General features: G+C 58.6%; 21 protein-coding genes. 11 read left to right on the top strand and 10 right to left on the bottom strand.

Annotated elements, in window-relative coordinates:
* The 5 genes from FHW37_RS18195 to FHW37_RS18175 all read left to right on the top strand — a co-directional run.
* On the top strand, nucleotides 1-357 hold a 357-nt coding region (locus FHW37_RS18195; RefSeq protein WP_186458302.1), incomplete at its 5' end, for a hypothetical protein.
* The gene (locus FHW37_RS18190; protein WP_145638907.1) at nucleotides 350-640 is read left to right on the top strand and encodes a hypothetical protein; all 291 of its coding nucleotides are present in this window, start codon (nucleotides 350-352) and stop codon (nucleotides 638-640) included. The genes FHW37_RS18195 and FHW37_RS18190, both read left to right, overlap by 8 nt.
* Nucleotides 630-1,352 (top strand): Lar family restriction alleviation protein, encoded by a 723-nt coding sequence (locus FHW37_RS18185; RefSeq protein WP_186458301.1) that lies wholly within the window; start codon nucleotides 630-632, stop codon nucleotides 1,350-1,352. Before FHW37_RS18190 ends, FHW37_RS18185 begins: the two co-directional genes overlap by 11 nt.
* A 177-nt stretch (nucleotides 1,353-1,529) precedes the next feature.
* A complete protein-coding gene (locus tag FHW37_RS18180) occupies nucleotides 1,530-2,117 on the top strand; it encodes a Lar family restriction alleviation protein (protein ID WP_145638903.1) in 588 nt (195 codons plus the stop codon).
* Nucleotides 2,118-2,283: 166 nt separating this feature from the next.
* Complete coding sequence (locus FHW37_RS18175; RefSeq protein ID WP_145638901.1) at nucleotides 2,284-3,438, top strand: tyrosine-type recombinase/integrase; 1,155 nt, start codon at nucleotides 2,284-2,286, stop codon at nucleotides 3,436-3,438.
* A 287-nt stretch (nucleotides 3,439-3,725) separates the two neighbouring features.
* Here the strand turns inward: FHW37_RS18175 and FHW37_RS18170 are convergent, their stop codons facing one another.
* From FHW37_RS18170 to mscL, 8 genes are all read right to left on the bottom strand, one after another.
* Nucleotides 3,726-4,343: a phosphodiesterase gene (locus FHW37_RS18170; protein WP_145638899.1), complete on the bottom strand. Its 618-nt coding sequence runs from the start codon at nucleotides 4,341-4,343 to the stop codon at nucleotides 3,726-3,728.
* A 12-nt stretch (nucleotides 4,344-4,355) separates the two neighbouring features.
* A complete protein-coding gene (locus FHW37_RS18165; RefSeq protein WP_145638896.1) occupies nucleotides 4,356-5,039 on the bottom strand; it encodes a hypothetical protein in 684 nt (227 codons plus the stop codon).
* The gene (locus FHW37_RS18160; RefSeq protein WP_145638895.1) at nucleotides 5,036-6,535 is read right to left on the bottom strand and encodes a glycosyltransferase family 2 protein; all 1,500 of its coding nucleotides are present in this window, start codon (nucleotides 6,533-6,535) and stop codon (nucleotides 5,036-5,038) included. Before FHW37_RS18160 ends, FHW37_RS18165 begins: the two co-directional genes overlap by 4 nt.
* Entirely contained in the window at nucleotides 6,532-7,158 is a 627-nt protein-coding gene (locus tag FHW37_RS18155; protein WP_145638893.1) for an HAD family hydrolase, read from the bottom strand. Before FHW37_RS18155 ends, FHW37_RS18160 begins: the two co-directional genes overlap by 4 nt.
* Before the next feature lie 320 nt (nucleotides 7,159-7,478).
* Nucleotides 7,479-8,312 (bottom strand): polysaccharide deacetylase family protein, encoded by an 834-nt coding sequence (locus FHW37_RS18150; protein ID WP_145639332.1) that lies wholly within the window; start codon nucleotides 8,310-8,312, stop codon nucleotides 7,479-7,481.
* A gap of 234 nt (nucleotides 8,313-8,546) precedes the next feature.
* Nucleotides 8,547-9,581 (bottom strand): UDP-glucose 4-epimerase GalE, encoded by a 1,035-nt coding sequence (galE, locus tag FHW37_RS18145; protein ID WP_145638891.1) that lies wholly within the window; start codon nucleotides 9,579-9,581, stop codon nucleotides 8,547-8,549.
* A gap of 169 nt (nucleotides 9,582-9,750) precedes the next feature.
* Nucleotides 9,751-10,920, bottom strand: a complete 1,170-nt coding sequence (locus FHW37_RS18140; RefSeq protein ID WP_145638889.1) for a pyridoxal phosphate-dependent aminotransferase — start codon at nucleotides 10,918-10,920, stop codon at nucleotides 9,751-9,753.
* A gap of 104 nt (nucleotides 10,921-11,024) precedes the next feature.
* Complete coding sequence (gene mscL, locus FHW37_RS18135) at nucleotides 11,025-11,456, bottom strand: large conductance mechanosensitive channel protein MscL (RefSeq protein WP_145638886.1); 432 nt, start codon at nucleotides 11,454-11,456, stop codon at nucleotides 11,025-11,027.
* Nucleotides 11,457-11,646: 190 nt separating this feature from the next.
* Between mscL and FHW37_RS18130 the strand changes: the two genes are divergently transcribed.
* Together FHW37_RS18130 and FHW37_RS18125 are read left to right on the top strand one after the other, a co-directional pair.
* The gene (locus FHW37_RS18130; protein ID WP_145638884.1) at nucleotides 11,647-15,162 is read left to right on the top strand and encodes a hybrid sensor histidine kinase/response regulator; all 3,516 of its coding nucleotides are present in this window, start codon (nucleotides 11,647-11,649) and stop codon (nucleotides 15,160-15,162) included.
* A gap of 215 nt (nucleotides 15,163-15,377) precedes the next feature.
* Nucleotides 15,378-16,631, top strand: coding sequence for an OpgC family protein (locus tag FHW37_RS18125; protein WP_145638882.1), 1,254 nt, complete (start codon nucleotides 15,378-15,380; stop codon nucleotides 16,629-16,631).
* A 77-nt stretch (nucleotides 16,632-16,708) separates the two neighbouring features.
* Here the strand turns inward: FHW37_RS18125 and FHW37_RS18120 are convergent, their stop codons facing one another.
* The gene (locus FHW37_RS18120; RefSeq protein ID WP_145638881.1) at nucleotides 16,709-17,677 is read right to left on the bottom strand and encodes a bile acid:sodium symporter family protein; all 969 of its coding nucleotides are present in this window, start codon (nucleotides 17,675-17,677) and stop codon (nucleotides 16,709-16,711) included.
* 395 nt (nucleotides 17,678-18,072) lie between these two features.
* On the opposite strand from FHW37_RS18120, the gene FHW37_RS18115 reads away from it, so the two are divergent.
* Nucleotides 18,073-18,681 carry an ABC transporter ATP-binding protein gene (locus FHW37_RS18115; RefSeq protein ID WP_145638879.1) on the top strand — a complete coding sequence of 203 codons (609 nt, stop codon included), beginning with the start codon at nucleotides 18,073-18,075 and terminating at the stop codon, nucleotides 18,679-18,681.
* The gene (locus tag FHW37_RS18110) at nucleotides 18,678-19,475 is read left to right on the top strand and encodes an ABC transporter permease (RefSeq protein ID WP_145638877.1); all 798 of its coding nucleotides are present in this window, start codon (nucleotides 18,678-18,680) and stop codon (nucleotides 19,473-19,475) included. Before FHW37_RS18115 ends, FHW37_RS18110 begins: the two co-directional genes overlap by 4 nt.
* Nucleotides 19,476-19,534: 59 nt before the next feature.
* Here the strand turns inward: FHW37_RS18110 and FHW37_RS18105 are convergent, their stop codons facing one another.
* Nucleotides 19,535-19,924 (bottom strand): hypothetical protein, encoded by a 390-nt coding sequence (locus tag FHW37_RS18105; RefSeq protein ID WP_145638875.1) that lies wholly within the window; start codon nucleotides 19,922-19,924, stop codon nucleotides 19,535-19,537.
* Between the two features lie 771 nt (nucleotides 19,925-20,695).
* Between FHW37_RS18105 and FHW37_RS18100 the strand changes: the two genes are divergently transcribed.
* Nucleotides 20,696-21,163, top strand: a complete 468-nt coding sequence (locus tag FHW37_RS18100; protein ID WP_145638874.1) for a hypothetical protein — start codon at nucleotides 20,696-20,698, stop codon at nucleotides 21,161-21,163.
* Nucleotides 21,139-22,176 carry a serine/threonine-protein kinase gene (locus FHW37_RS18095; protein WP_145638872.1) on the top strand — a complete coding sequence of 346 codons (1,038 nt, stop codon included), beginning with the start codon at nucleotides 21,139-21,141 and terminating at the stop codon, nucleotides 22,174-22,176. The genes FHW37_RS18100 and FHW37_RS18095 overlap by 25 nt, the downstream gene beginning before the upstream one ends.
* The last annotated feature ends 8 nt before the right edge of the window (nucleotides 22,177-22,184 follow it).

Raw genomic sequence — 22,184 nt, 5'->3', positions numbered from 1 at the left:
TGCACCTGCGCTGGCAAGCGGTTCCTGCACACCTACGGGAAGACCGTTGAGGAAGCGACAACCAGCTGGAACGATCGAGCATCCCCGCCCGAAACTCCTTTGCACGTGACCAACCCGGCCACAATCGCGCAGTTCGTCGGTACCCTTGCTGATCACGGCGTCAAACTGCCGCTCCTTCCAACGGATGATGATGTCGGCACGCTGGTCGATGCTGACGGCAAACCGGTTCTTGTCGTCGATGTCGATCGTGAGCGTTCCGATGAGGATGTCGCGTGGATAGTCAGCATGATCCAGGTGGCGGTCAACACTTGCGGCGGCTTCAAAGCCCAGCGACAGGAGGTGTCGGACAATGGGTGATCGCAACGACCGCATGTTTGCTCGCCCTTTGGCGGCGAAACTTGGCTTCATCCAAGACGTGCATGACGAAGTTCAATCTGATCTGCGCGCTGAGAAGATAGCTGCCGAGCGGCAAGCGATCCTTGCCGAAGCCTACCGCCAGATGCCGTCCGACCTTCGCGAACGGGCCAAGGAATGGAATGTTTCCGCCCTGATGGAAGCCGTCTGGCTGAATGGTTGGGACTGCGGCTACCGGCAGTCGATGCGGGACGCCAAAGCAACGGAGAACCCCAATGACCGATAAGCTTTTGCCGTGCCCGTTCTGCGGCGGGGAACCGACGATTGTCCGTCGTGCCGGCGCATCCGGCATCAGATGCACCTGCGCTGGCAAGCGGTTCCTGCACACCTACGGGAAGACCGTTGAGGAAGCGACAACCAGCTGGAACGATCGAGCATCCCCGCCCGAAACTCATGTGGAGGCACTAGCCCGTCGTCTAATCCTAGAGATGGACTGCATGAGTAATCTGCCGAGGAACGTGGCTAGGGCTCTTCTGGCTCTTGATGCTGCTCTCCCCGAAAACGATGTTCCTCCAAGTTGTCGCGGTTTTGCCGTGGGCGATCAGGTCGTCTGCATCGACAATAGCTACCCGTCTGGCCGGCTTACGATCGGCGCCACCTATACGGTGCGCGATATTGGCAGGACGGCACTGGGAGCCGAGGCGCTTGGGTTAGTCGGTTATGGGAACCCCGGCCACGTGGACTATCATTCGTCGAGGTTCAAACTCGCCTCGACAGTAAGCTCGAACGAGAAGTCAGCGCCCGAAACTCCTTTGCGGGGCGTGACCGATGCAGAGCGCATCGAAGATTTGCGCCTCGCCGCCAAGGCAATCCGCGCATACATGCCGGAAACGTTGCCCGCCGATGATGATGGAAAGATCCATTTCGCTCGCGCTCTGGCAGAGGCTGCAGCGGATGCAATTGAGGCCGCCCTCGCAGCGGAGGGCTCGGCAGAATGAGCTTTCTTCGCACCATAACCCGTGATCGGTTCTCATATTTCGACACGATCCACATCACCATCGGGGGCATCCTGGTATGGGAGGGCCACCCATTTTGGGCTCTCGCCATCGCGAGCACGCTCGGCTTCGTTTCCGGCGTCGTTACTGAAGTAGTGTCGCACTTCTCGGAGGCCTCCCATGACCGATAAACTTTTGCCATGCCCGTTTTGCGACGGGGAAGGATACATCGAAGGCCGTGAGGGCGAGGGTTTTTACGTCTCGTGCCGGGACTGCTACGTCTGCATTGGCGAGGCCTACGATAAGTCGGCGATGCCAGAGCACATGTTTAGGTCCGAAGCAGACGCAGCCGCGGCTTGGAACCGCCGCGCAGCCCCGCCCGAAACTCAAAGGCATAAAGATAAAGCGGCAGGTCATGCGATGGGTTGGCGACACGCTGTCGATGCGGCTGTGTATCGCGCTGGCGAGGCATTTTCCGCTCTGATCTCGAAGGAGTTCTGCGACCCTTTGGATGCGCATGATAAAGTCATTGAGGCCTTGATCAGCCTATACAGCGATCGCGCTGGTCCGCCTCAACTTTTGCAAGCCGCCATCGCTTATCATGAAGCCAAAGCCGCCGAGATCTGGGCGATATCCCGCGAAGGCCTGACGGAAGACCGCAAGAAAGAGTATGGCATCGCGTGGTGCGTCCATGCTGGGGCCGCACATGACTTGCGCAACCTCGCTTCCGCGGGACTGGCCGAGGCTCGTTCGGAGGAAGGATCATGATCGGACCAATCGGTCACGTCTACTCACTCGACGAGGCGGCCGCTCATCTTCGGATGACAAAGCGGAAACTTGCCAAGGTTGCAAAAGCAAATGGTCTATGTAGCGTATCAGGCCGCAACATCCTCTTCAGTGATGAAGATCTGCGCGCCATTTGGGATTTACTGCGATGCCCCTTAAGCTCACCCGCCGCAAAGGCTCCGACAACTGGTACATCCGGGGCACGATCCGCGGAGAAAGCGTTTTCGAATCTACTGGCACATGCGATCGAGCGGTCGCAGAGGAAATCCGAATCCAGGCAGAAGCCCGCATCCTCACGGAAAGTGTCCACGGAAAAAAGACGCTCGTCACCTTCGAAGAAGCAGCAAGCTCGTACCTCGCCTCCGGCGGCTCTCCCCGTTTCCTGATCAGCTATTCGAAGACCTCCGGCAAGGCCAGCGGCGTAGCTGTTCATTTCAAGGGAAAGCTCCTCAAAGACATTGGCCAAGCCGACCTCGACGCTGCAGCGCGCATTCTCTACCCGCACGCTTCCCCTGAGACACGGAACAGGCAATGCTACACGCCGTTCATCGCGGTATGGAGCCATGCCGCGGGAAACCAGTGGGCTGAGAAAAGGGAGTGGCGCCGGCCCAGAAAGCCAAAGGGCACGAATATTGCCGTATTGAAGCGGAAGCGCGCAGGCACTCGCGCAACGGAATATGATCGAGCTGCGCAGTTCGTCGCGGAAATGACCCCAGCTTCAGCCCAGATCATGACGGCTCTGTTTTACACCGGCATGCGGCCGATTGAACTATTCGTTCTGCAGGCTGCAGACGTGAACGTCGCAGGCAGATGGATTACCATCCAGAAATCGAAGATCGGCGAAGGTCGGGGCGTCCCTATGCATGAATTCCTTGTGCCTTTGTTCGAAGCGCTGACCGTCCGCGGCGGTATTTTATTCAGGTCCCACAAGGGAGAGCCCTACCCGCCTTCCGACGAATTTGGCGGACAGATAGACTCTGCCGTGAAAGGCGCGCGGGCAAGGCTCAAGAAGCGTGGTGTCGAGATGGGGGATATCTCTCCCTATACAGCTCGCCACACTGTTTCGACCCAACTCGTGATCAATGGGGTGCACCCCTATATCAAAGACCAGATTCTCGGCCACGCGGTTGACGATATGAGCCGCCACTATACGCATGTACCGCAAGCGCCACTGATCGAAGCAATCAACACGCTACCCGTTCCAGCGTCCTGGCGCTCGCTCGAATGGTGGCAAGACCCAGTATACTTCTCTCGCAAGCTTCGGAAGTGGGGAGCGAAGAAGGAAATGCAGAGGTCGGCGTGAATGGTGCAATATTCGTGCAATAGATTTTCTAATTGCCGAATAAACAAGGCGACAGCGGTACTTATAAAATGTCCCGCTAAACCTTGGTAAGGGAGAGGCCGAGAGTTCAAATCTCTCTAGCAGCACCATTTTTCTTCTCTGACATAGCCTGTGATATTTTCATGCAGATCTGCTCGCGCGGATTGCCTTAGCCTGCGCGCGAAGAAGAGAAAGTAGCACCTTGACGAGGGACGCTGCCGCCTTTCAATTTCAGAGAGAATGGCCGGCGGTTGCCGGCTCATCGAATCTCAGCCGAAATATTCCACGGCCTTGGTCGGCAGATCGGTGCAGAGGGTCAGTTTTTCGGCCTGGTGCAGACCCGCTTTCTTGAGGCTGGCCCAGAAGGCAAGCGGATCGCGCTTGTGGAGTTCCGGCGAAACGAGGCAGACAGCCTTGCCGGCATCGAGATGGGATCGGATTTCGGTCTCGCCATACCAGTCCCCGAAAAACGCATCGAGCCAGACACCAACGGCCTTGTCATACATGGCCGGATGCGTCTCGACATCGCTGTGGCGGGTGTAGACCGGCATGCCATGGGCGACATATTGCACCATCTGCGGCACAGACATGTCGAAAGCAAAGTAATCCTGACCATAGGCGTCGAGGACCTGTTTCAGCTGCGCGGTGATGCCATCCGACTTGACATTGACGGCGAGCGTCAGGCCCTTGCCACGGAAAACATCGAGCATGGCCTCGATCGTCATGGCGCCTTCCAGCGGCGGATCGTGGCTGATGACCAGTTTGCCATTCAGATCCCGAAAATCCGTCTCCGTGCCAAAACCGTGTTCGACGGTACGCTCAAAGGCGACCATCTCGTTTTTTTCATCGTCAGTAAGCCAGAAACCCCGATGGCTGATAATCTTCACGGCGCATGTTCCTCAATGAAAATCTTTGCTGATCGAAATAACGTTTTCGACTGACGGGCTTGTGACAGAATAGCCAGCCTCGATCAGGCCATTGGCCATCGGGCAAACAAAATAAATATTTTTGAACCGCAGCTCGTCGCGGTGAGTGATTGAATGGGCTGCGGCTGCCAGATAGGCTTTCCGATCTCGAAAAATATAGACACCGGCCGAGGCATTGTTGCTGATGACGCGCTTTTCGGCAGCCTGCGTTACCAGGCCGTTCTCGATGACGAGATAGCTGTAGATCGGCTCCTGCGACTTGAAGCTCGGGATGATCGCTCCTAGCCGGTCGTCGAAGGTGATCGTCTTCAGGTCCGATGCATCAAACATAATATCGGCGAGATCGACGATGATGGGCGTGTCATCCGGCACCATGAGGATACCGGCAAGCGCGCTCAGCATTGCGCCATCGGTAATGCCCGGGATTGTGACGACACGGCAACCCGGCCAGGTCGCACGGAGATAGTCGTTGAGCTCGCTTGTGCCGATATCACTGCGGGTGACGAAGATGTAATCCTCCGGCGCGAGCACGGCCGCCCAGGGGCGGCCGGCAAGTGTGCGGTGGATCAGCGTATCACCGTCGAGATCAATCAACGGCTTGAAGCCCCTGCCCTCCAGGAAGATATCGGGACCGGCAAGCGGAACGACGCATTTCATGCGGCGCGGGTCTTCAGGAGTTCCAGATAGGCGTCGAGATCGGCCGGCGTGCCGATGCCATGCATCGCGTCCGGCTTCACCTCGAACACACCGGTCACCTTCTTGTCGGCGATCATGTAGTTATAGACCGGGCAGACATAGAACTCGTTGTTGACGCGTTCGTTCTTGGCGATCATGTCGAGCGCCGAATCCATGAAATAATGTGCCTTGGCGAAATAATAGAGACCGACCGTCGCGAGATCGGAAATCGCCTTTTTCTCCTGCACTTCCGTGACAAGGCCAGCCGCATCGAGCTTTGCAAACGACCATTTCGGATCGCGATCCTTGTCATGGAAGACGAGGATGCTGCCGGCGAGATCGCGGCTGACGGCATCGCGGATATAGGCCGCACATTCGAAATCGATGATCTGGTCGCAATTGGCGATCAGCATCGGTGCGTCGGGATCAAGAACCGGCCGAGCCAGGGCGATCGTGCAGGCGGCCCCTTCGGTGACCTTCGAAACCGGAACGATCTCGACATCACCGCGGGCAAGAAGTTTTTTGACGATCTCCGGTTCGGCATCGACATGTTCCTGGCGAGCCAGGAGGATGAAGCGCGCATCCGGTGTCTGCAAGTTTTCCAGAACCCGCTCGATCATGGTTGCGCCATTGACGTCAATGAACGGTTTTGGCTTGGCATAACCGGCATTGGCAAAACGGCTGCCGAGACCCGCCATCGGGATAACGATCTGCAGCGGCTTCTGCATCACCGGTTCGGCCAGGGCACGTGCTTCCAGCCAGCGCTGGTAGACCTCGACACGCTGCGGCGAATACATGCTGTGGAACTGATCTTCCCTGATGTCGTGATAGGAGACCTTGCCCGTCGTCAGAATGAATTCGTTTAACGTCGGCGCGATGTAGAAGCTGCCATCGACACTGGCGTTGTTGTCGATCGACTTCATGGCTGCTTCCACGAAGCCCATGCCACGGCGGAAGAAATAATAACCTGCAATGGCACGACGGCTCAAAACCCGTTTTTCGGCGACCTCGATGACGGAGCCCTCGTCGTTTGCCGCAGCATATGACCAGCGCGGATGCACGGAAGGGAAGGTGATGACGGCGGCATCGACCTCCTGAGCAAGAAACCGATCATTAATGACCTTGATATCGGCGTTGATGACCTGGTCGCCGTTGCAGATCACGAGCGGCTCGTCATCCGCGATCTCTTCGATCGCCATCAACGCCGTGCAGGCCGAGCCACGCGTCGGCTCAACCAGAGGCACAACCTTGCAGGGACGGTCGCAGAGAAGTGCCAGCGATGAATCAAGACTGAAGCGGTCACAATCCTCCTTGCGGACAACAAAGATGAATTCCGCCTCCGGATCATAGGCCTGAATGCCGTTGATGACATGGGCAATCATCGGCCTCCCGCCGATTTCGACCAGCGGCTTCGGAAAGGTATATTCAGATTTCGGGAAGAAATCCGACTGACCTGCCATGGGAACGAGATATCTCATCGGCTTGCCTCCGCCCGCAGAATGGCTGCATTTATACGGTCGTAAGTCACGTCATAGACGTCCTTGACTTCCATCACATGACCACCCGACTTGCGGGCCGCCTCGATGCCATGGTGATTGTCCTCGACGATCAGCACCTCGGACGGCTGCAGGCCGCATTGCTCGATCGCCTTGACATAGATTTCCGGATTGGGTTTTGGCGCAGAAACTTCCTCATTCGACAGGAAGAAATCCAGATATTCCGAGAGCGCCGCATTCTTCATCATCACGTCGATGGTCGAACGGATGGAGTTGGAGCAGACGGCGATCTTCATGCCGTCGCGCTTCAGGCGAGCGAGCGCATACTGATGATGGAACATCGGACGGCAACGCTGAATGGTAATCTCATGCGTGCGCCTCTGCTTCAACTCGTTCAGAAAGTTATGCAGCTTGCGCGGCAGGCCCTTTGTCTGAGACAGCAATTCCAGCTTCTTACGGGTCGGCAACCCGTCATAGGCAGACAGATGCTCGGTGCGGCTGATCTCGAAACCGAAGAGAGACAGGGCATCGTTCAGAGCCTCATAGTGCCAATCCTTCGCATCGATCAGCACACCATCCATATCGAACAGAACTGCCCTTATCACAACGATTCCTCTCAATTCAACGAGGGGTCGCATACTGGTTTGCACGAAAACTGTCTACCATGGCGCGCCCCTATAGCCCGCTATGGCCGCGAATCCCGAACCAGAATCACCCCAGGAAATAATGCCCTATTTTCAGCGCGAATGGACAGTAGATATCGCCATATTCGCGCGTCCCGACATTTATCTCGAGCGACGCCGGTTGCAGGGCGCTTACGAAACGCAGCAGCCTTCGTCTTAGGTATGTCCTAGGGCCCAGAACAGCTGATCTTTTTGCGCAGGCGTTGCGTGTCGGCACGGATGAAAATATTCGTAATATCGGATCACAGCGCCGGCGTCACCGCGGCCGTCGTTCCCGCATCCCCGGCCGCATCCACATCCGACAGGCGCACGAATTCCGTACCCTTTGCCTTCAATGCTCGAATCGCGCGGGCGACGCCCTCGCCGGCGGCGTGGGTGGGCTGGTTGATGTGGGAGATAACCACGTCACCGTCCTTGGCGCCTGTGATGCGTTTTTCCGCCATTGCCGCGCCCAGCAGCGAGCCGTCGTCGCCGTTCAGCGAGTAACCGGCGATCTTGTAGCCCATGGCGCGGATTTCGCGGATCGAGGACGGGTCGTATTTGGCGGTGGCGCCGCGGAACCAGCGGGGGGCGGGAATGCCGGCGGCGATCATTGCGTCGGCGCCGCGGCCGACTTCGCGGCCGACGGCTTCGGGTGAGCCGGCCGCTGCAATGCCATAGATCGCGACCGGTACGTCGACGGCCGGGATATGATTTTCGCCGTGATTTTCCAGGTCGAACAGGTCGGCGTTCTGCAGGAGAATTGCGACGGTCTGCGGGTTGCTGCGCAGCCAGCGGGCTGTCACGAAGATGGTTGCGGGAATGCGCTCGCTCAGAAGCGTCGACAGGATGCGCTCGTCGGCCTTGCCCATGCAGGCGTCAAAAGTCAGCGCCACCCGCGGATGACGGGTATCGCCGGACTTGGCGACATGAAGATGCGGCTCAAGCAGTTTTGGCCCTTTTGCCGTGGCGGATGGCAAGGCTGATGTCGCGCTCTTCGGAGAGATCGTGCCGGAGACTGCTGTCTTCGCTGTGGGCGATTGAGGCGCGGCGGGTGACGATATTGCTGGCTGCGCTGTCGTCGCCGTCGTGGCCATTGCTGCGCCGGGGCTTTTTACGGCCGGTGTGGCGGTCTTCGGCAGGACGGAGGTTTCCGCAGCGGCCACGAAGGGCAGGCAGACGGACAGGAAGGCAGCGATGGCAAAGGGGCGCATGGTCGGGACCGGGTTTCGATGCGGATCTTCTAAAGATAAATCCTGGCGAAAACCAGACCGGCGCTGCATGTGGCTAGTCATGCAGCGCCAGTCGTCGCCTCCTCGTAAGTCGCTTCTTCAGAAGCGGGCCGAAGCCAATCTTGTCTGGATCGAGCGCAGGCTATCCGGCTTGCGGTTGTCGAGCTCGCGCTCCCAGCGGATCGCGGTTTCGACGATCAGGTCGAGATCGTCGTGGCGCGGTGTCCATTCGAGCAAACGGCGGGCAAGTGTCGCATTGGCGACGACGCTTGCGGCATCGCCCGGACGGCGCGGACCGTACTTGATCTCGAAACGGCGGCCACCGATGCGCTTGACCGCTTCCAGAACTTCCAGAACCGAATAACCGCGGCCATAACCGCAATTGGCGATCAGCGGCTCGCCGCCCCGGCGCAGATAACTCAGCGCCTTCAGATGCGCATCGACGAGGTCGGTGACGTGGATATAGTCGCGGATGCCGGTGCCATCAGGCGTCGGATAGTCGGTGCCATAAACATCAACACCGCGGCGCTTTTTCAGCGATGCCTCGCAGGCGATCTTGATCAGGTGGGTCGCACCTTCGGTCGAAAGGCCCGTGCGGCCGAGCGGATCGGCGCCGGCAACGTTGAAATAACGCAGGGCAACAAAGCGGAAGTTATGGGCGGCAGCGGCATCGCGCAGCATCAGTTCCGACATCAGCTTCGACTGGCCGTAAGGGTTTTTCGGGTTCAGCGGAACGCTTTCCGGAACCGGCGCATCATCCTTCTGGTCGCCATAAACGGCGGCCGTCGAAGAGAAGACGAAATGGCGGATGCCGGCCTCGACGGCGGCGGCTGCGAGAAGGCGGGTCTTGCCGGTATTGTTCTCGTAATATTCGAGCGGATTGGCGACCGATTGCGGCACGACGATCGAGCCGGCGAAATGGAAGATCGCGTCTATATCGTTTTCGGCAAAGATCTGCTTCAGAAGAATCTGGTCACCGACATCACCGAGATAAAAGCGTGCCTCGTCCGGCACCGCCCAGCGAAAACCGGTCGAAAGCCGGTCGAGCACGACCACGGTCTCGCCTGCATCGAGCAGCGCCCAGACCATGTGGCTCCCGATATATCCTGCACCACCCGTTACAAGAACAGCCATGTCTTTTCTCCCGGCCTTTGTTATTGACCTGAAGAAAACACGGCTGTTCTTCAACAATGCTTACCGGCGAGCCCCTCGCCGGACTTTTGCTTGGATCACGGCAAATACAGACTTACCGGATTCATTCGAATTTTATCGATCTGCCCTGAAGGCGGTCGCGACCCGCCTTTCAGAGCCCCGAAATGTAATCCGAAAGGCGTGCGGCAGCCTCTTCCACCTGTTTCGGATTGCGCAGGAAGCAGGCGCGCAGGAAAAGTTCGCCGCCTTCGCCGAAGGCCGAGCCGGGCGCCAGCGCCACGCCGATCTTGTCGACGATATCGATGGCGGCAAGGCGGCTGTCGGTAACGCCATCCACTTTCAGGAAGGCGTAGAGAGCGCCATCCGGCTTCAGGGTCTGGACCCGGTTGGTGGCGATCAGCGCATCGCAGAGAATGTCGCGGGCCTGCGTCGCCCGGTCGATATTTTCCTGCACGAAGGCATCGCCCTCGTTCAGCGCCACCACGGCCCCACGCTGCAGGAACTGTGCAACACCGGAGTTGGAATACTGGATGAGGTTCTCGATCACCTGACCAATTTCCGGCGGGGCGACGAGCCAACCCATGCGCCAGCCAGTCATCGACCAGTTTTTCGAGAAGGAGTTGGCGAAGATAATGCGGTCACCCTCTTCCATGACGTCCATGAAGGAAGGCGCGCGCTTGGCGCCGCCATAATAATAGAGAGCGTAGATCTCGTCGGCGACGATCCACAGGCCGTGCTTGCGGGCAAGCGCCAGAATGTTTTTCAGGTCATCGAGCGTCGCAGTCCAGCCGGTCGGGTTGGAGGGCGTGTTGATGAACAGCGCCTTGGTCTTCGGCGTGATTTTTGCCTCGAGCTTGGCGATATCGATCGCCCAGGCACCGCCGGTGAAATCGAGCGGCAGACCGACTGCGCGGCCGCCGGCAATGCCGATCGCCGCGACGATGTTCGGCCAAGTCGGCGAGAGGTAGATCATTTCGTCGCCCGGCGAGGTAACCGCCTGCACGGCCAGCATGATCGCGTGCATGCCGGAACCCGTCGCATAAAAATGCTCGACCGGCAGGGAGACGGAAAAATGCCGGGCGTAATAATCGGACAGCGCCTGGCGCAGTTCGGGAATGCCACGCTGCCAGGTGTAAAAGGTCTCGCCGGCATTCAGCGCATCGGTCGCCGCCTTGTTGATGAAATCCGGGCTGGGCAGATCGCCTTCACCGGCCCAGAGCGGGATCAGCCCGTCGCGCCCACGCGCATGGTTGATGATCTCGACAATGCCGCTTTCCGGTGCGGAGACCGAGCGGGGGCTGAGGCTTGTTATGATCGACATGAGATTCCCTTCCGGTTTTTCTCTGTTTAACAAAGGCCGGAGAGGGAATCCCATCTAAATCCGTGGGAAACGGATCTAATCTTTTTATGCGTCGAAAACCGCGATTACTTGGTCTTGAGGATATCGCGGATTTCGGTGAGCAGCAGCACGTCTGCCGGTGTCGGCGCAGGCTTGGCCGGCTCGGGCTTCTTTTCTTCCATCATGCGCAGCTTGTTCACGCCCTTGACCATCAGGAAGATGATGAAGGCGAGGATCAGGAAGTTGATCATGACAGTGATGAAGCTGCCATAAGCGAAGACGGCGCCCTGCTTACGCGCTTCTTCCAGCGACGGCGCGGTGACGGCGCTCGAGAGCGCGATGAAATAGTTGGAGAAGTCGAAACCGCCACCGGTGACGGCACCGACGATCGGCATGACGATATCGTTGACCAAGGACGTGACGATGCCGGTAAAGGCGCCGCCGATGATGATACCGACCGCGAGGTCGATGACATTGCCCTTGGCGATGAAGGAACGAAATTCGCTGATGACGGACATTGGGCATACCCCCTGCTGCTGGTTACATTCGATTTCGAACATAGCGCAGCCACCGGCGCTGAAAAGACATAAAATCGGCGCCGCTAAACATGAGGGCCTATTGGACTTTTTGCCAATTCCCCACCCGATTTCCAAGCCGTTGCTTTTGGCCTAGTGTCGCAACTTCCGCATTTCATTGCGGGGAGGAGCAATGCTTTCGGGCTCAGTGATTTTCGTGGCGGCCTTCGCCTATGTGCTGCTGCTGTTTGCTGTCGCAAGTTATGGCGATCGACGCAGTCGCCTCGGCGGCGTGCCACAGGCCGGACGGCCCGCTGTCTATGCGCTGAGCCTTGCCATCTATTGCACCTCCTGGACCTATTTCGGCGGCGTCGGGCTGGCCTCCCAAAGGGGGCTGGAATTCCTCGGCATCTATATCGGCCCGATCCTGATGATGACGCTCGGCATGCCGCTGGTCAGACGGATCGTCGAGCTGGCCAAGGCGGAAAGGCTGACCTCGGTTGCCGACTTCATCGCCGCCCGTTACGGCAAGAATTCCACCGTGGCGATGATGGTGGCTGTCATCGCGCTGGTCGGCGCCATTCCCTATATCGCCCTGCAGCTGAAGGCGGTGTCGAGTTCGGTCTCGGCCATGCTCGACCCGACCGATTACGGCATTGGCAGCGGCAATCTCTATTTCGTCGATCTGGCGCTGATCGTGACGCTGATGATGGCCTGTTTCGCCGTCATCTTCGGCACACGCCATACGGATGCGACGGAACATCAGGACGGGCTGATCCTTGCGGTGGCGATGGAATCGCTGGTCAAGCTGATCGCCTTTGCGACGGTCGGGCTGACCGTACTCTTCGTTCTGTTCGACGGGCCGGCCGACCTCATCCACAAGGCCTCGAACAGCCTGCTCGTCACATCGGCGCTTTCCTATGAGACACCGATCAGCCGCTGGGTGACCCTCGTCATTCTCTCGGCTTTTGCCATCATCATGCTGCCGCGGCAGTTTCATGTGACCGTTGTCGAAAACCGGACAGCGCGGGAGAGAAAGGTCGCGGGCGCGTTGCTGCCGATCTACCTCGTCGCCATCAACATCTTCGTGCTGCCGGTGGCGATTGCTGGGCTCATCACCTTTGGCGGCATCGGCGATGCTGACCTTTACGTGCTGACCCTGCCGCTCGCCAAAGGCCTGCCGCTTGTGACGCTCATCACCTTTATCGGCGGTTTTTCGGCGGCAACGGCTATGGTCATCGTTGAATCCGTCGCGCTGTCGATCATGGTGTCCAACGACATCATCATGCCGATCTTCCTGCGCCGCAAGCTGATGAACAACCGATCGGGACAGGACGCGGATTTCACCCGCACGCTTCTCAACATCCGCCGGCTGTCGATCTTTGCCGTGCTGCTTCTCGGTTACGGTTATTTCCGCATGGCCAACAGCCAGTCGGGGCTTGCCTCGATCGGCCTGCTTGCCTTTGCAGCGATCGCGCAGGTCGCGCCAGCACTGCTGATCGGGCTCGTCTGGCGGCGGGCGAACGCGCGCGGCGCTATTCTCGGCATGGCCTTCGGTTTCATCGCTTGGGGTTATCTGCTGTTTCTGCCGAGCCTTGGCGGGCCGGATAATTCCTATCTGGCCGCTGCCGTCCTCAACTTCTTCCTTCCCGGTACCGGCATATTTGCCGGGCCGGAAACCGATCCACTCGTCAATGCGACGATCTTCAGCCTCACCCTCAACACGGTCGCCTTCGTGCTTGGTTCGCTGTCCCGTAACCCGCGCCCGGTGGAACGGCTGCAGGCCGGTATTTTCGTCAAGCGGCACCTGCGCACCCAGTTTGCCACGCGCGGCTGGAAGACCCGTGTCAGCGTCGCCGATCTGAAAACCACCATCGCGCGTTATCTTGGCGAGGAGCGGATGCGCCGTTCCTTCTCCAATTACGAAAAGACGGCCGGCCGCCGATTTGTCGACGACCAGCAGGCCGATATGGCGCTGATCCATTTTTCCGAACAGCTGCTCGGCAGCGCGATCGGCTCGTCGTCGGCGCGGCTGGTGTTGTCACTGGTGCTGCAAAAAGCCGAAGACGCCAATTCCGACACGGCCTGGCTGCTCGACCAGGCGAGCGAGGCCCTGCAATATAACCAGGACATGCTGCAGACCGCACTGTCACAAATGGACCAGGGTATAGCCGTCTTCGACAGTTCCGACCGCCTCACCATCTGGAACCGGCGTTTTCGCAACTTGCTCGATTTGCCGGACCATGTCGGTCAGGTGGGGTTTGCGCTTGGCGATATCGTGACCCTGCTTGCCGAGCATGGCGAAACCGAAGCCCATGACAAGGCCGAGATGCTGCGCCGGTTCAAGACGCTCGACACATCCTTCTCGCTGGTTCTGCAGGGCGGCGAGCGGATTGTCGAAGTCCGCTCCAATGCCATGCCCGATCAGGGTTTCGTCGCGACCTTTACCGATATTTCCGAGCGGGTGGCGGCCGACATGGCGCTGAAACAGGCGAACGAGACGCTGGAACAGCGTGTCTCGGAACGAACCGCAGAGCTTACCCATGTCAACCATGCGCTGGCCGAGGCGCGCGCCTCCGCCGACGAGGCGAACATGAGCAAGACGCGTTTCTTCGCCGCTGCCGGCCACGATATTCTCCAGCCACTAAACGCCGCCCGGCTTTATTCGTCGGCGCTGGTCGAACGATTGGGACAGGCGGATGGCAACAGCCATCTCGCCCGCAATATCGATTCCGCACTCGAATCCGTCGAGGCGATCCTTGGCGCGGTTCTGGACATTTCCCGTCTTGACACCGGCGCCATGAAGCCGCGGTTTGCCGCGCTGCCGCTCGATGACCTTCTGAAACGCATCGCCACCGATTACGAACCGATGGCCCGCGAAAAGAAACTGAAATTCGTTGTCATGCCGACCTCGCTTCGAGTGCGTTCCGACCCGAACCTGCTGCGGCGGCTGATCCAGAACCTCGTGTCCAATGCGATCAAATATACGCTCGACGGCACGGTGCTGATCGGCGCAAGGCGGCGGGGCGACCGGGTGGTGGTCGAAGTGCATGATTCCGGTATCGGCATTCCGGCCTCGAAATTCCGCACCGTATTCAAGGAATTCGCACGACTCGACGAAGGCGCCCGCACGGCGGCCGGGCTTGGTCTCGGGCTTTCCATCGTCGACCGCATTTCCCGCGTCCTCGATCATCCGGTCCGGCTGAGTTCGACACAAGGACGCGGCACGATCTTTCGGGTTGAGTTGCCGATGGAGGCGCAGGTCCCGAAGGCCGCGCAGACAGCCGAACGCGGGGAACGGCGCCGCAGAAGCCAGCCGCTCAACGGGCTGAGAGTGCTGTGCATCGACAACGAACCGCGGATCCTGGACGGCATGGGCATGCTGATCACCGGCTGGGGCTGTGCAGTCGGTCAGGCGGGATCACTTGCTGCCGTTGAGGCGATCATCGAAAGCCGCGAATCGCCGCCAGAGGTGGTGATTGCCGACTATCATCTTGATGACGGCGACGGGATTGCCGCCATCCTGAAATTGCGCGCCGCGTATCAGACGGAGATCCCGGCGTTGCTTGTCACCGCCGACCGGACGCCCGAAGTGCGCACGGATGCGGAGCGCCACGACATCGGTGTGCAGCACAAACCGGTGAAGCCCGCGGCGCTCCGGGCCTACCTCACGCAGGTTGCAGGGCTGAAACGCGTGGCGGCCGAATAGGCAAAAGCTGATCACGTTTCTGTTCATGTCCGAGTCATCACGCACAGTTTACGTAGCTTCCAGCCTGAATCGCCTAATAAGAGCCATCCCCTGCTGTTTTCCAGCGGAACTCTCCGGCTTTTAGCGGCGTTTAGCGCGTGACTTCCTGGCCCGGAGAGGCCTTACGGACCGAGGGGCGAGACTTTCGGAACCGGCAAAGACGGAGACCGCGACCGATGAAACGCTTTGAAATCATTGACGGAATGCGGGGATATTTCCTCGTATTCATGGTGCTGAACCACCTGATCTTTGCCGGCGGATATTTCCTCGTCAAAATCAATCACAACCAGCTCGCCTTCGTGGAAGACGCTCAGGGCTTCGTTTTCCTCTCCGGTCTGATGATCGGCATGGTCTATGCCCGCAAGATGATGAAGGCGGGTTATGCCGCCGGTCGCAGCGCGATCTACAACCGCGCCTTCGAGCTCTATCGTTATGCGATGGGCATCATCCTGGTTGTGATGGTCGCGCAGATGCTTCTGCCCGGCGCCTATTCGATCTGGTTCAACTGGCTGGGTTACACGACCTTCGACGATCCGCTGCGTCTGGCCGCGATCGCGACCTTCTTCTACCAGCCGACCTTCATGGACATCCTGCCGCAATACATCGTCTACATGCTGTTCTCGCCGCTTCTGATCAAGCTGGTGCTGGACGACAAGTGGCATTATGTCGTGGCCGCCTCGCTGGTGCTGTGGATGGCCGGCCAGCTCGGTCTGCAACAGCTGATCACCACGCCGATCAACGAGATGATCATGGGCGCCGACGATCAGGGTATCCGTGTGTCGTTCAATCTGTTCGGCTGGCAGATCGTGTTCTTCTCGGGTCTGGTGCTCGGTGCGCTGACTTCGTCGGGCAAGATCAACTGGGGCAATATTCTTTCGCCGGACAATACCTTCATCCCGAAGGTTGCGCTGTTGATGGTGCTGTTCTTCCTGCCGCTGCGCCTGATCACCGCGCATGAGCTGATGCCGCCGCACATGATCGGCAAGTTCGCCTCTATGGAAATCCGCGCCGATTTCGGCCCGGTCTATCTCCTGAACTTCGCCGCCGTCGGCGCGCTGGTCACCTGGCTGCTGGTCGCAGGCCCGAAACACCAGGCCGTCTGGGTGCGCAATATCGCCTCGGCGCTGACCTGGGTCTTCACCCTGCGTTACTTGCGCCTGCTCGGCCGCCACTCGCTGTATGTCTATGTATGGCATGTCGCGATCGTGTACTTCGTCTACTATTTCGACGGTCGTACACCGGAGCTGAACGAGGCAACGAAAACGGCGATCGCGCTGGTTTCTGTAGCCCTCCTCTCCATCCCGGCCCTGTGGCGGGAACGCGACAAGCTGCTTGGTACGGCACCGACACCTGCGCCTGCCACGGCCGGCCATGCTCCCAAGGTGCAGCAGGCCAAGCCGGGCGCGCCGCAGCAGATGGTCATTCGCTGAGCGCAAGGCGACAGATAAGACAAAAGGGCGGTCCACAGGGCCGCCCTTTTTCGTGTTCGCAGGATCCGTCGCCGTCCTCAGTGCGGGACGACGGCGCGGTTGACGGCCGCATCGGCATCGGCGTCAGGCTTGCCGGAAAACCAGTTGGCCAGAAGCGCGCCGGAAATGTTGTGCCAGACCGAGAAGATGGCGCTCGGGACGGCGGCGAGCGGCGAGAAATAGGCCGTTGCGAGTGCCGCGCCTAGACCGGAATTCTGCATGCCGACCTCGATCGCCAGCGCCTTGCGCTTGTAGAAGTTTAGGCCGAGCGCCTTGGCGGCAAAATAGCCGAGCAGGTAACCGAGGCCGTTATGCAGCATGACGACGAGGAAGATCAAAAGGCCGGACTGGGCGATTGCACCCTTGGAGGCGCCGACGACGGCGGCGACGATCAGCACGATGCCGATGACGCTGACCAGCGGCAGGACCGGGATTGCAGCCCGCACCAGGCCGGGGATCATCTTCTGGGCGATGAAGCCGAGCGCCAGCGGCAGGATGATGACCTTCAGAATGCTCAGGAACATCGCCCAGGCATCAACCGGAAGATACTGGCTGGCGAACATCCAGACGAGGAAAGGTGTGACGATCGGGGCGGCAAGCGTGGTGACGCTGGTGCAGGCAACCGACAGCGCGACATCGCCGCGGGCAAGATAGGTCATCACGTTCGAAGACGTACCGCCCGGGCAGCAGCCGACGAGGATGACGCCGGCGGCGACTTCCGGCGGCATGGGGATGATCTTCGTCAGAAGCAGGGCCAGCGCCGGCATGATGGCGAAATGCGCAACGACGCCGATCGCCACTTCATAAGGACGGCGGGCGAGCTCGCGAAAATCATCGACCGAAATGGTGAGGCCCATGCCGAACATGATGATGCCGAGAAGGGTGACGATCCAGGGCGCGAACTGCTTGAACGTGTCTGGAAAAAAGAAGCCGAGTACCGCGAAAAGGATGACCCAGATCGCGAAGGTTTTGCCGACAAAGGCGGAGAAGGATGCCAAGGATTTCAAGAATTCACTCCCGAACGTAATAATCTGTCGCGCGGCATTAAGCCTGTCGGCCGATGTGTCAAGGTCGCGAAGCCATCGAACCGTCGTCTTTGGCGCGAAACCGGTCGAACTGTGGCGGTTTGGTAGGCACGCTCCGCATGAGATGACACCGCGCAAGCCCGCCCCCTTTGGCCTGCTGGCCATCTCCCCCACGGGTGGGGAGATCTGCTGGCCGCATCTGCATCACCCAGATCTCGACGGTTGAGGGAGGCGAGAGGCCGCCACGATACGATCTCCTTCCTTGTGGGGGAGATGGCCGGCAGGCCAGAGGGGGCCGGCTTGCTCGACGCCACCGTGTCCATAACCACTCCTCCCTCCCCCTTGCCTCGCAAAGCCAGCAGTGCCATGACCCTTTCATGCAGACGCAACCACCGACACTCACCGCCAAAGGCCTGAAATTCCAGTCCATCGGCCCGGTCGATCTCGCGGTCGCCGCCGGCGGCTGCCTTGCGCTGGTCGGGCCTTCCGGCGCCGGCAAAAGCCTGACGCTGAAGATGATCGCCGATCTCGTGCCGCATGACGGCGACTGTTTTATCGACGGCACTGCCGCCTCTTCCATGCCCGCCCCGCGCTGGCGCTCGCAGGTGCGGTATGTCTCCTCCGAACCGGGCTGGTGGGCGCCGAGCGTGGCCGGGCATTTTGCCGATCCGAAGACGCAGGCAGACGCCATGAAGCGGCTTTTTCTCGACGCCTCGCTCCTCTCCGCCGCCCCCGACCGGCTTTCGACCGGCGAGCGGCAGCGCATGGCGTTTTTGCGCGCGATCGAGGACAGGCCGAAAGTGCTGCTGCTGGACGAACCAACCTCGGCACTCGACCCGGCCTCCGTGACGGCCGTCGAGGAAATCGTGCGGGAGCTGATGGCGGCAGGTGCAGCCATCGTGCTGACCTCGCATGACCCGGAACAGGTGGAGCGGCTGGCCGACGAGGTGCTGACACTCAAGAAAGCGACGGAGATGGCGCCATGAACGGTCTTGCCTTCGGACCTTTCGAACTGGCGCTAGCGGCCGGCCTCGTGCTGGTCAATGCGACGCTCTCCCTGATCGCCGATCTCGGCATTCACCGCTCGATCCTGATTGCCAGCGCCCGCATGGTGGCGCAGCTGCTGCTGGTCGGCTTCGTGCTCGGCTATATCTTTACCAGCGCCGATCACTGGCTGAGCCTGCTTGTGATCGCCGCCATGCTCTGCGCCGCCACGTTCGAAGTCGGGTCGCGACAGCGCAGCCGGCTTGCGGGCCCCTGGCATTACGGGCTTTCCGGCATTGCGGTGAGCAGCGGCACGGTTCTGGTCGCGGGTTTTGCGCTGCTCACCGTCGCCGACAGCGCCGACTGGACGGCGCCGCGCATCGTCATCCCCATCGTCGGCATCATTTTGGGCTCGGCGATGAGCGCCAGCAGCGTGGCGCTGAACACCATGTTCGGCGGCGTTTCGGCCGAACGCGCCGCGATCGAGGCGCAGCTTTCGCTTGGCCGCAGCCGCGCCCAGGCGATGAAGCCGCTGATGCAGCGGGCGATCTATGCCGGCACGCTGCCGGTGCTGAACCAGATGGCCGGCGCTGGCGTGATCACGCTGCCCGGCATCATGAGCGGCCAGATTCTCGCCGGCGCCAATCCGCTCACCGCCGCGCAATCGCAGATCTTTTTGATGCTGCTTCTCTGCGCCGCCTCCACCGCCAGCGTCGTTGCCGCCGTCTGGCTGGCGGCGAGAAGCTTGAGTGATGAACGCGATCGGCTGCGGCTCGATCGGTTGCAGGGGCGCTAGGCTTAAGCGGCGAGACGCGCCGTCAAGGCAACGAACAAGAGGCCGCGTGAGCGCGGCGCTCATTCGCCTTCGCCACGATCCGAGGCGCGGCCGGCATATTTCGGCACCTGTTCGGCCTCGTCGCCATAGGGCCTGATGCCTTCGAAATATATCCTCGCCCGCCTCGGCTCCTCGCCGCGGGCACAGGGCGGATAGGCCGGGTTATAACCCTGTTTGCGTTGAGCATCGGAAAGAAAACCACAGCAGCGTTTTGCACGCCGGCATTTGGCGAGACTGCAATCCTTCCAGAAGCCAACCTTGGTGGCGCCGAACTGGGCGACTTTCTGGCGGATGTGATTTTGCTCCAGCACCGGCATCTGGCGGAACACGCCCCAGGGTATGCCGAAATACCAGGGTTCGGCATCCAGCTCGTCCTGCCTGCGTTTGCGTTCTGCCTCGCTGATTGCCATCGCTTGCCTCCCTGCCCGGTCCATCGGGCGTGATCCATCGTCCACGCGGCCGGTTTCGGCCTCGTGTGCTGCATTTCCCCCTGTCTGAACCGGCCTGTCGCCGGGCATTTCCATCGGATGTTCAGGAGAGTCCACGCGAATGCGGAACCTCACTTTTTAAATAATCTGCGGCTCCGCACTCGCGTGGCCTTCGGCGTCTTTTCGGGGCTTCCGGCCCCTACAGATGATCCTCTCGCCTCGCTGCACACCGGATTTCTCCGCTGCTTGGACGGCTCAACCGAACCCGGCATGGCTGCCAGGGGGAGGCTTGATCAGCGACAGTTGCCCGCCGCCGTGAGTTTCACCCCTTCTGCCCTTGCCGCACGTTACGGTTCAGACAAAAGCGCCGGCCCCCGCCTGCCCGCGAACGTCTCGCGAAACACTCCGGCGACGGAAGCGGGATGATTATAGGCATGGGTTTGGAGGGTGGGGACGTTGGGGAGGGAAATTATTTTTAGTCTTTTTTAGAATGAGGAAGTCAGCATCTTGCCTTGAAGTAACCGCCTATTTCTTCGGGAGGCATGATGGATTCCTACACACAGAATGTAATTCTTCTTTAGATTACAGCGCTTGAATGTCCCTAATATACTCTGGTCATTTCTCGAGAAGTGACCTTAAAATCGCCTGTGACCGGCAATAGCCGATTTGCGACAGCAGGCCGGCGACGTTGATTTTGATTGATAATTTCATCTATTTTCTCTTACTTATTTATATTTTTCGGGAGGTTGTGAAATGACGGGAGTACTAGGTTTCAGCTTTCAAAAAGCGAAAATCCGATATTCGCTGCTTGTCGAAGAAGACGGCAATTTAACTTTGGCGTCGAAGGGAAAGATTGATTATGACGCCGACCTAGAGTTGCCAAATTTGGCTGATCGCTGGTCCCTCTCATTGAATGAGATCTTAGATGAGACGAAACCAAATCTACTGGCTGCCCTCCAAGTATATGACAGCGACACGTTAGACACAGCAAAATTTCAAATCATGCCTCTAACGTCACTTGCTAATATCGCTTTCAACCGAAACCTAAAGCTGCAACTTTATACCGGGCAGAGCCTTCGGAGCGGCAAACCTTTCGGATTAGATCCCAAAACGCGACCAATCAACGAAGTGGATAATATATTCGGCAGTCACCCGCCTTACTGGGACGATTTTCAGCGCAAGAGTGTGCTTGTAGCATGGCGCGCTTACCGAGAGGCGTAACCGTGATATTCCAGCCTGGACAAATTATTAACAACCTTAAAATTGAGCGGTACACAGGATCCGGCGCTTTCGGTGAGGTTTACGAAGCTACAGACCTTGTCATGAACAGACATTGCGCAGTCAAATTTGTTCCTAACCAAAATCCTAATCAATTTGATGCTCACAAAGAAGGTCAGTTTTTGCATCTCTGCCGGCATTCTCGTGTTGTTGAAGTATATGACGTTCACCCACTCAGCTATGCTGGACAGGCGTATGCGGCAATAGAAATGGAGTTCTTTCCTGAAGGCTCAGCAGAGGCCTATCTCGAAAGGTCATATGTAACAGCTCGTCAGGCAATTCGATGGTGCATAGATATACTATTCTCACTCGAGCATTCCCATGCAAATGGGGTTTTGCATCGTGATATAAAGCCCGGCAATATAATGATCTCCAATGGCACGGCTAAGTTATCCGATTTCGGCTTAGCGACGGTTGTTCCACAAGGTGGAATTGGTAGCGGCGCAGGAACACCTTTATATGCAGCACCCGAGTTACACCTCAACAATGAAACAACAATTGCTACGGATATATATTCCGTTGGCATGACATTATTCGAATTAATAAATAATATCCGCGTATGGCGTGATTCTCTGCTGATATCGACTGTAATATTCAATGGAAGCCTTATTAAAAAGTTGGGCTATCACGAAATAATTCCAAAAAAAATTCAAAGAATATGCAATATAGCATGCAATAAGAACGCATCTAAGCGATACGCGTCAGCCAGACTAATGAGAAAATCCCTTGAAGCAATAAAGATAGATCTAAATTGGGAATTAGTCGGTAATGACAAGTGGAAATCTATCAAAGGATCGAAACGACATCAGATCGAGATAGAGGAGCGAAAGTCAAAATTTGAAACCGTCTACAAAGTAAATGAAAGACGAGACAACTCTTTATGCTTTGTATTTTCTAATAAAAACGATGCTCGAAAGAAATTATACGAAATTATAAATCAAACTCTTGTAAAATAGTTCTATGT

It is taken from the genome of Neorhizobium alkalisoli (assembly GCF_007829835.1).
Classification (GTDB): Bacteria; Pseudomonadota; Alphaproteobacteria; order Rhizobiales; family Rhizobiaceae; genus Neorhizobium.
Note: the sequence above shows the minus strand (reverse complement) of the source record. Positions and strands in the feature narration are given on the sequence as shown.

Excerpts from the sequence above, each read along its gene's own strand:
- FHW37_RS18190 (WP_145638907.1), top strand. The coding sequence starts at position 350 with ATGGGTGATCGCAACGACCGCATGTTTGCTCGCCCTTTGGCGGCGAAA.
- FHW37_RS18185 (WP_186458301.1), top strand. The coding sequence starts at position 630 with ATGACCGATAAGCTTTTGCCGTGCCCGTTCTGCGGCGGGGAACCGACG.
- FHW37_RS18180 (WP_145638903.1), top strand. The coding sequence starts at position 1,530 with ATGACCGATAAACTTTTGCCATGCCCGTTTTGCGACGGGGAAGGATAC.
- FHW37_RS18175 (WP_145638901.1), top strand. The coding sequence starts at position 2,284 with ATGCCCCTTAAGCTCACCCGCCGCAAAGGCTCCGACAACTGGTACATC.
- FHW37_RS18165 (WP_145638896.1), bottom strand. The coding sequence starts at position 5,039 with ATGAAATGCGTCGTTCCGCTTGCCGGTCCCGATATCTTCCTGGAGGGC.
- FHW37_RS18160 (WP_145638895.1), bottom strand. The coding sequence starts at position 6,535 with ATGAGATATCTCGTTCCCATGGCAGGTCAGTCGGATTTCTTCCCGAAA.
- FHW37_RS18150 (WP_145639332.1), bottom strand. The coding sequence starts at position 8,312 with ATGGCCACGACGGCGACGACAGCGCAGCCAGCAATATCGTCACCCGCC.
- galE (WP_145638891.1), bottom strand. The coding sequence starts at position 9,581 with ATGGCTGTTCTTGTAACGGGTGGTGCAGGATATATCGGGAGCCACATG.
- FHW37_RS18140 (WP_145638889.1), bottom strand. The coding sequence starts at position 10,920 with ATGTCGATCATAACAAGCCTCAGCCCCCGCTCGGTCTCCGCACCGGAA.
- mscL (WP_145638886.1), bottom strand. The coding sequence starts at position 11,456 with ATGTCCGTCATCAGCGAATTTCGTTCCTTCATCGCCAAGGGCAATGTC.
- FHW37_RS18130 (WP_145638884.1), top strand. The coding sequence starts at position 11,647 with ATGCTTTCGGGCTCAGTGATTTTCGTGGCGGCCTTCGCCTATGTGCTG.
- FHW37_RS18125 (WP_145638882.1), top strand. The coding sequence starts at position 15,378 with ATGAAACGCTTTGAAATCATTGACGGAATGCGGGGATATTTCCTCGTA.
- FHW37_RS18115 (WP_145638879.1), top strand. The coding sequence starts at position 18,073 with ATGCAGACGCAACCACCGACACTCACCGCCAAAGGCCTGAAATTCCAG.
- FHW37_RS18110 (WP_145638877.1), top strand. The coding sequence starts at position 18,678 with ATGAACGGTCTTGCCTTCGGACCTTTCGAACTGGCGCTAGCGGCCGGC.
- FHW37_RS18105 (WP_145638875.1), bottom strand. The coding sequence starts at position 19,924 with ATGGCAATCAGCGAGGCAGAACGCAAACGCAGGCAGGACGAGCTGGAT.
- FHW37_RS18100 (WP_145638874.1), top strand. The coding sequence starts at position 20,696 with ATGACGGGAGTACTAGGTTTCAGCTTTCAAAAAGCGAAAATCCGATAT.
- FHW37_RS18095 (WP_145638872.1), top strand. The coding sequence starts at position 21,139 with ATGGCGCGCTTACCGAGAGGCGTAACCGTGATATTCCAGCCTGGACAA.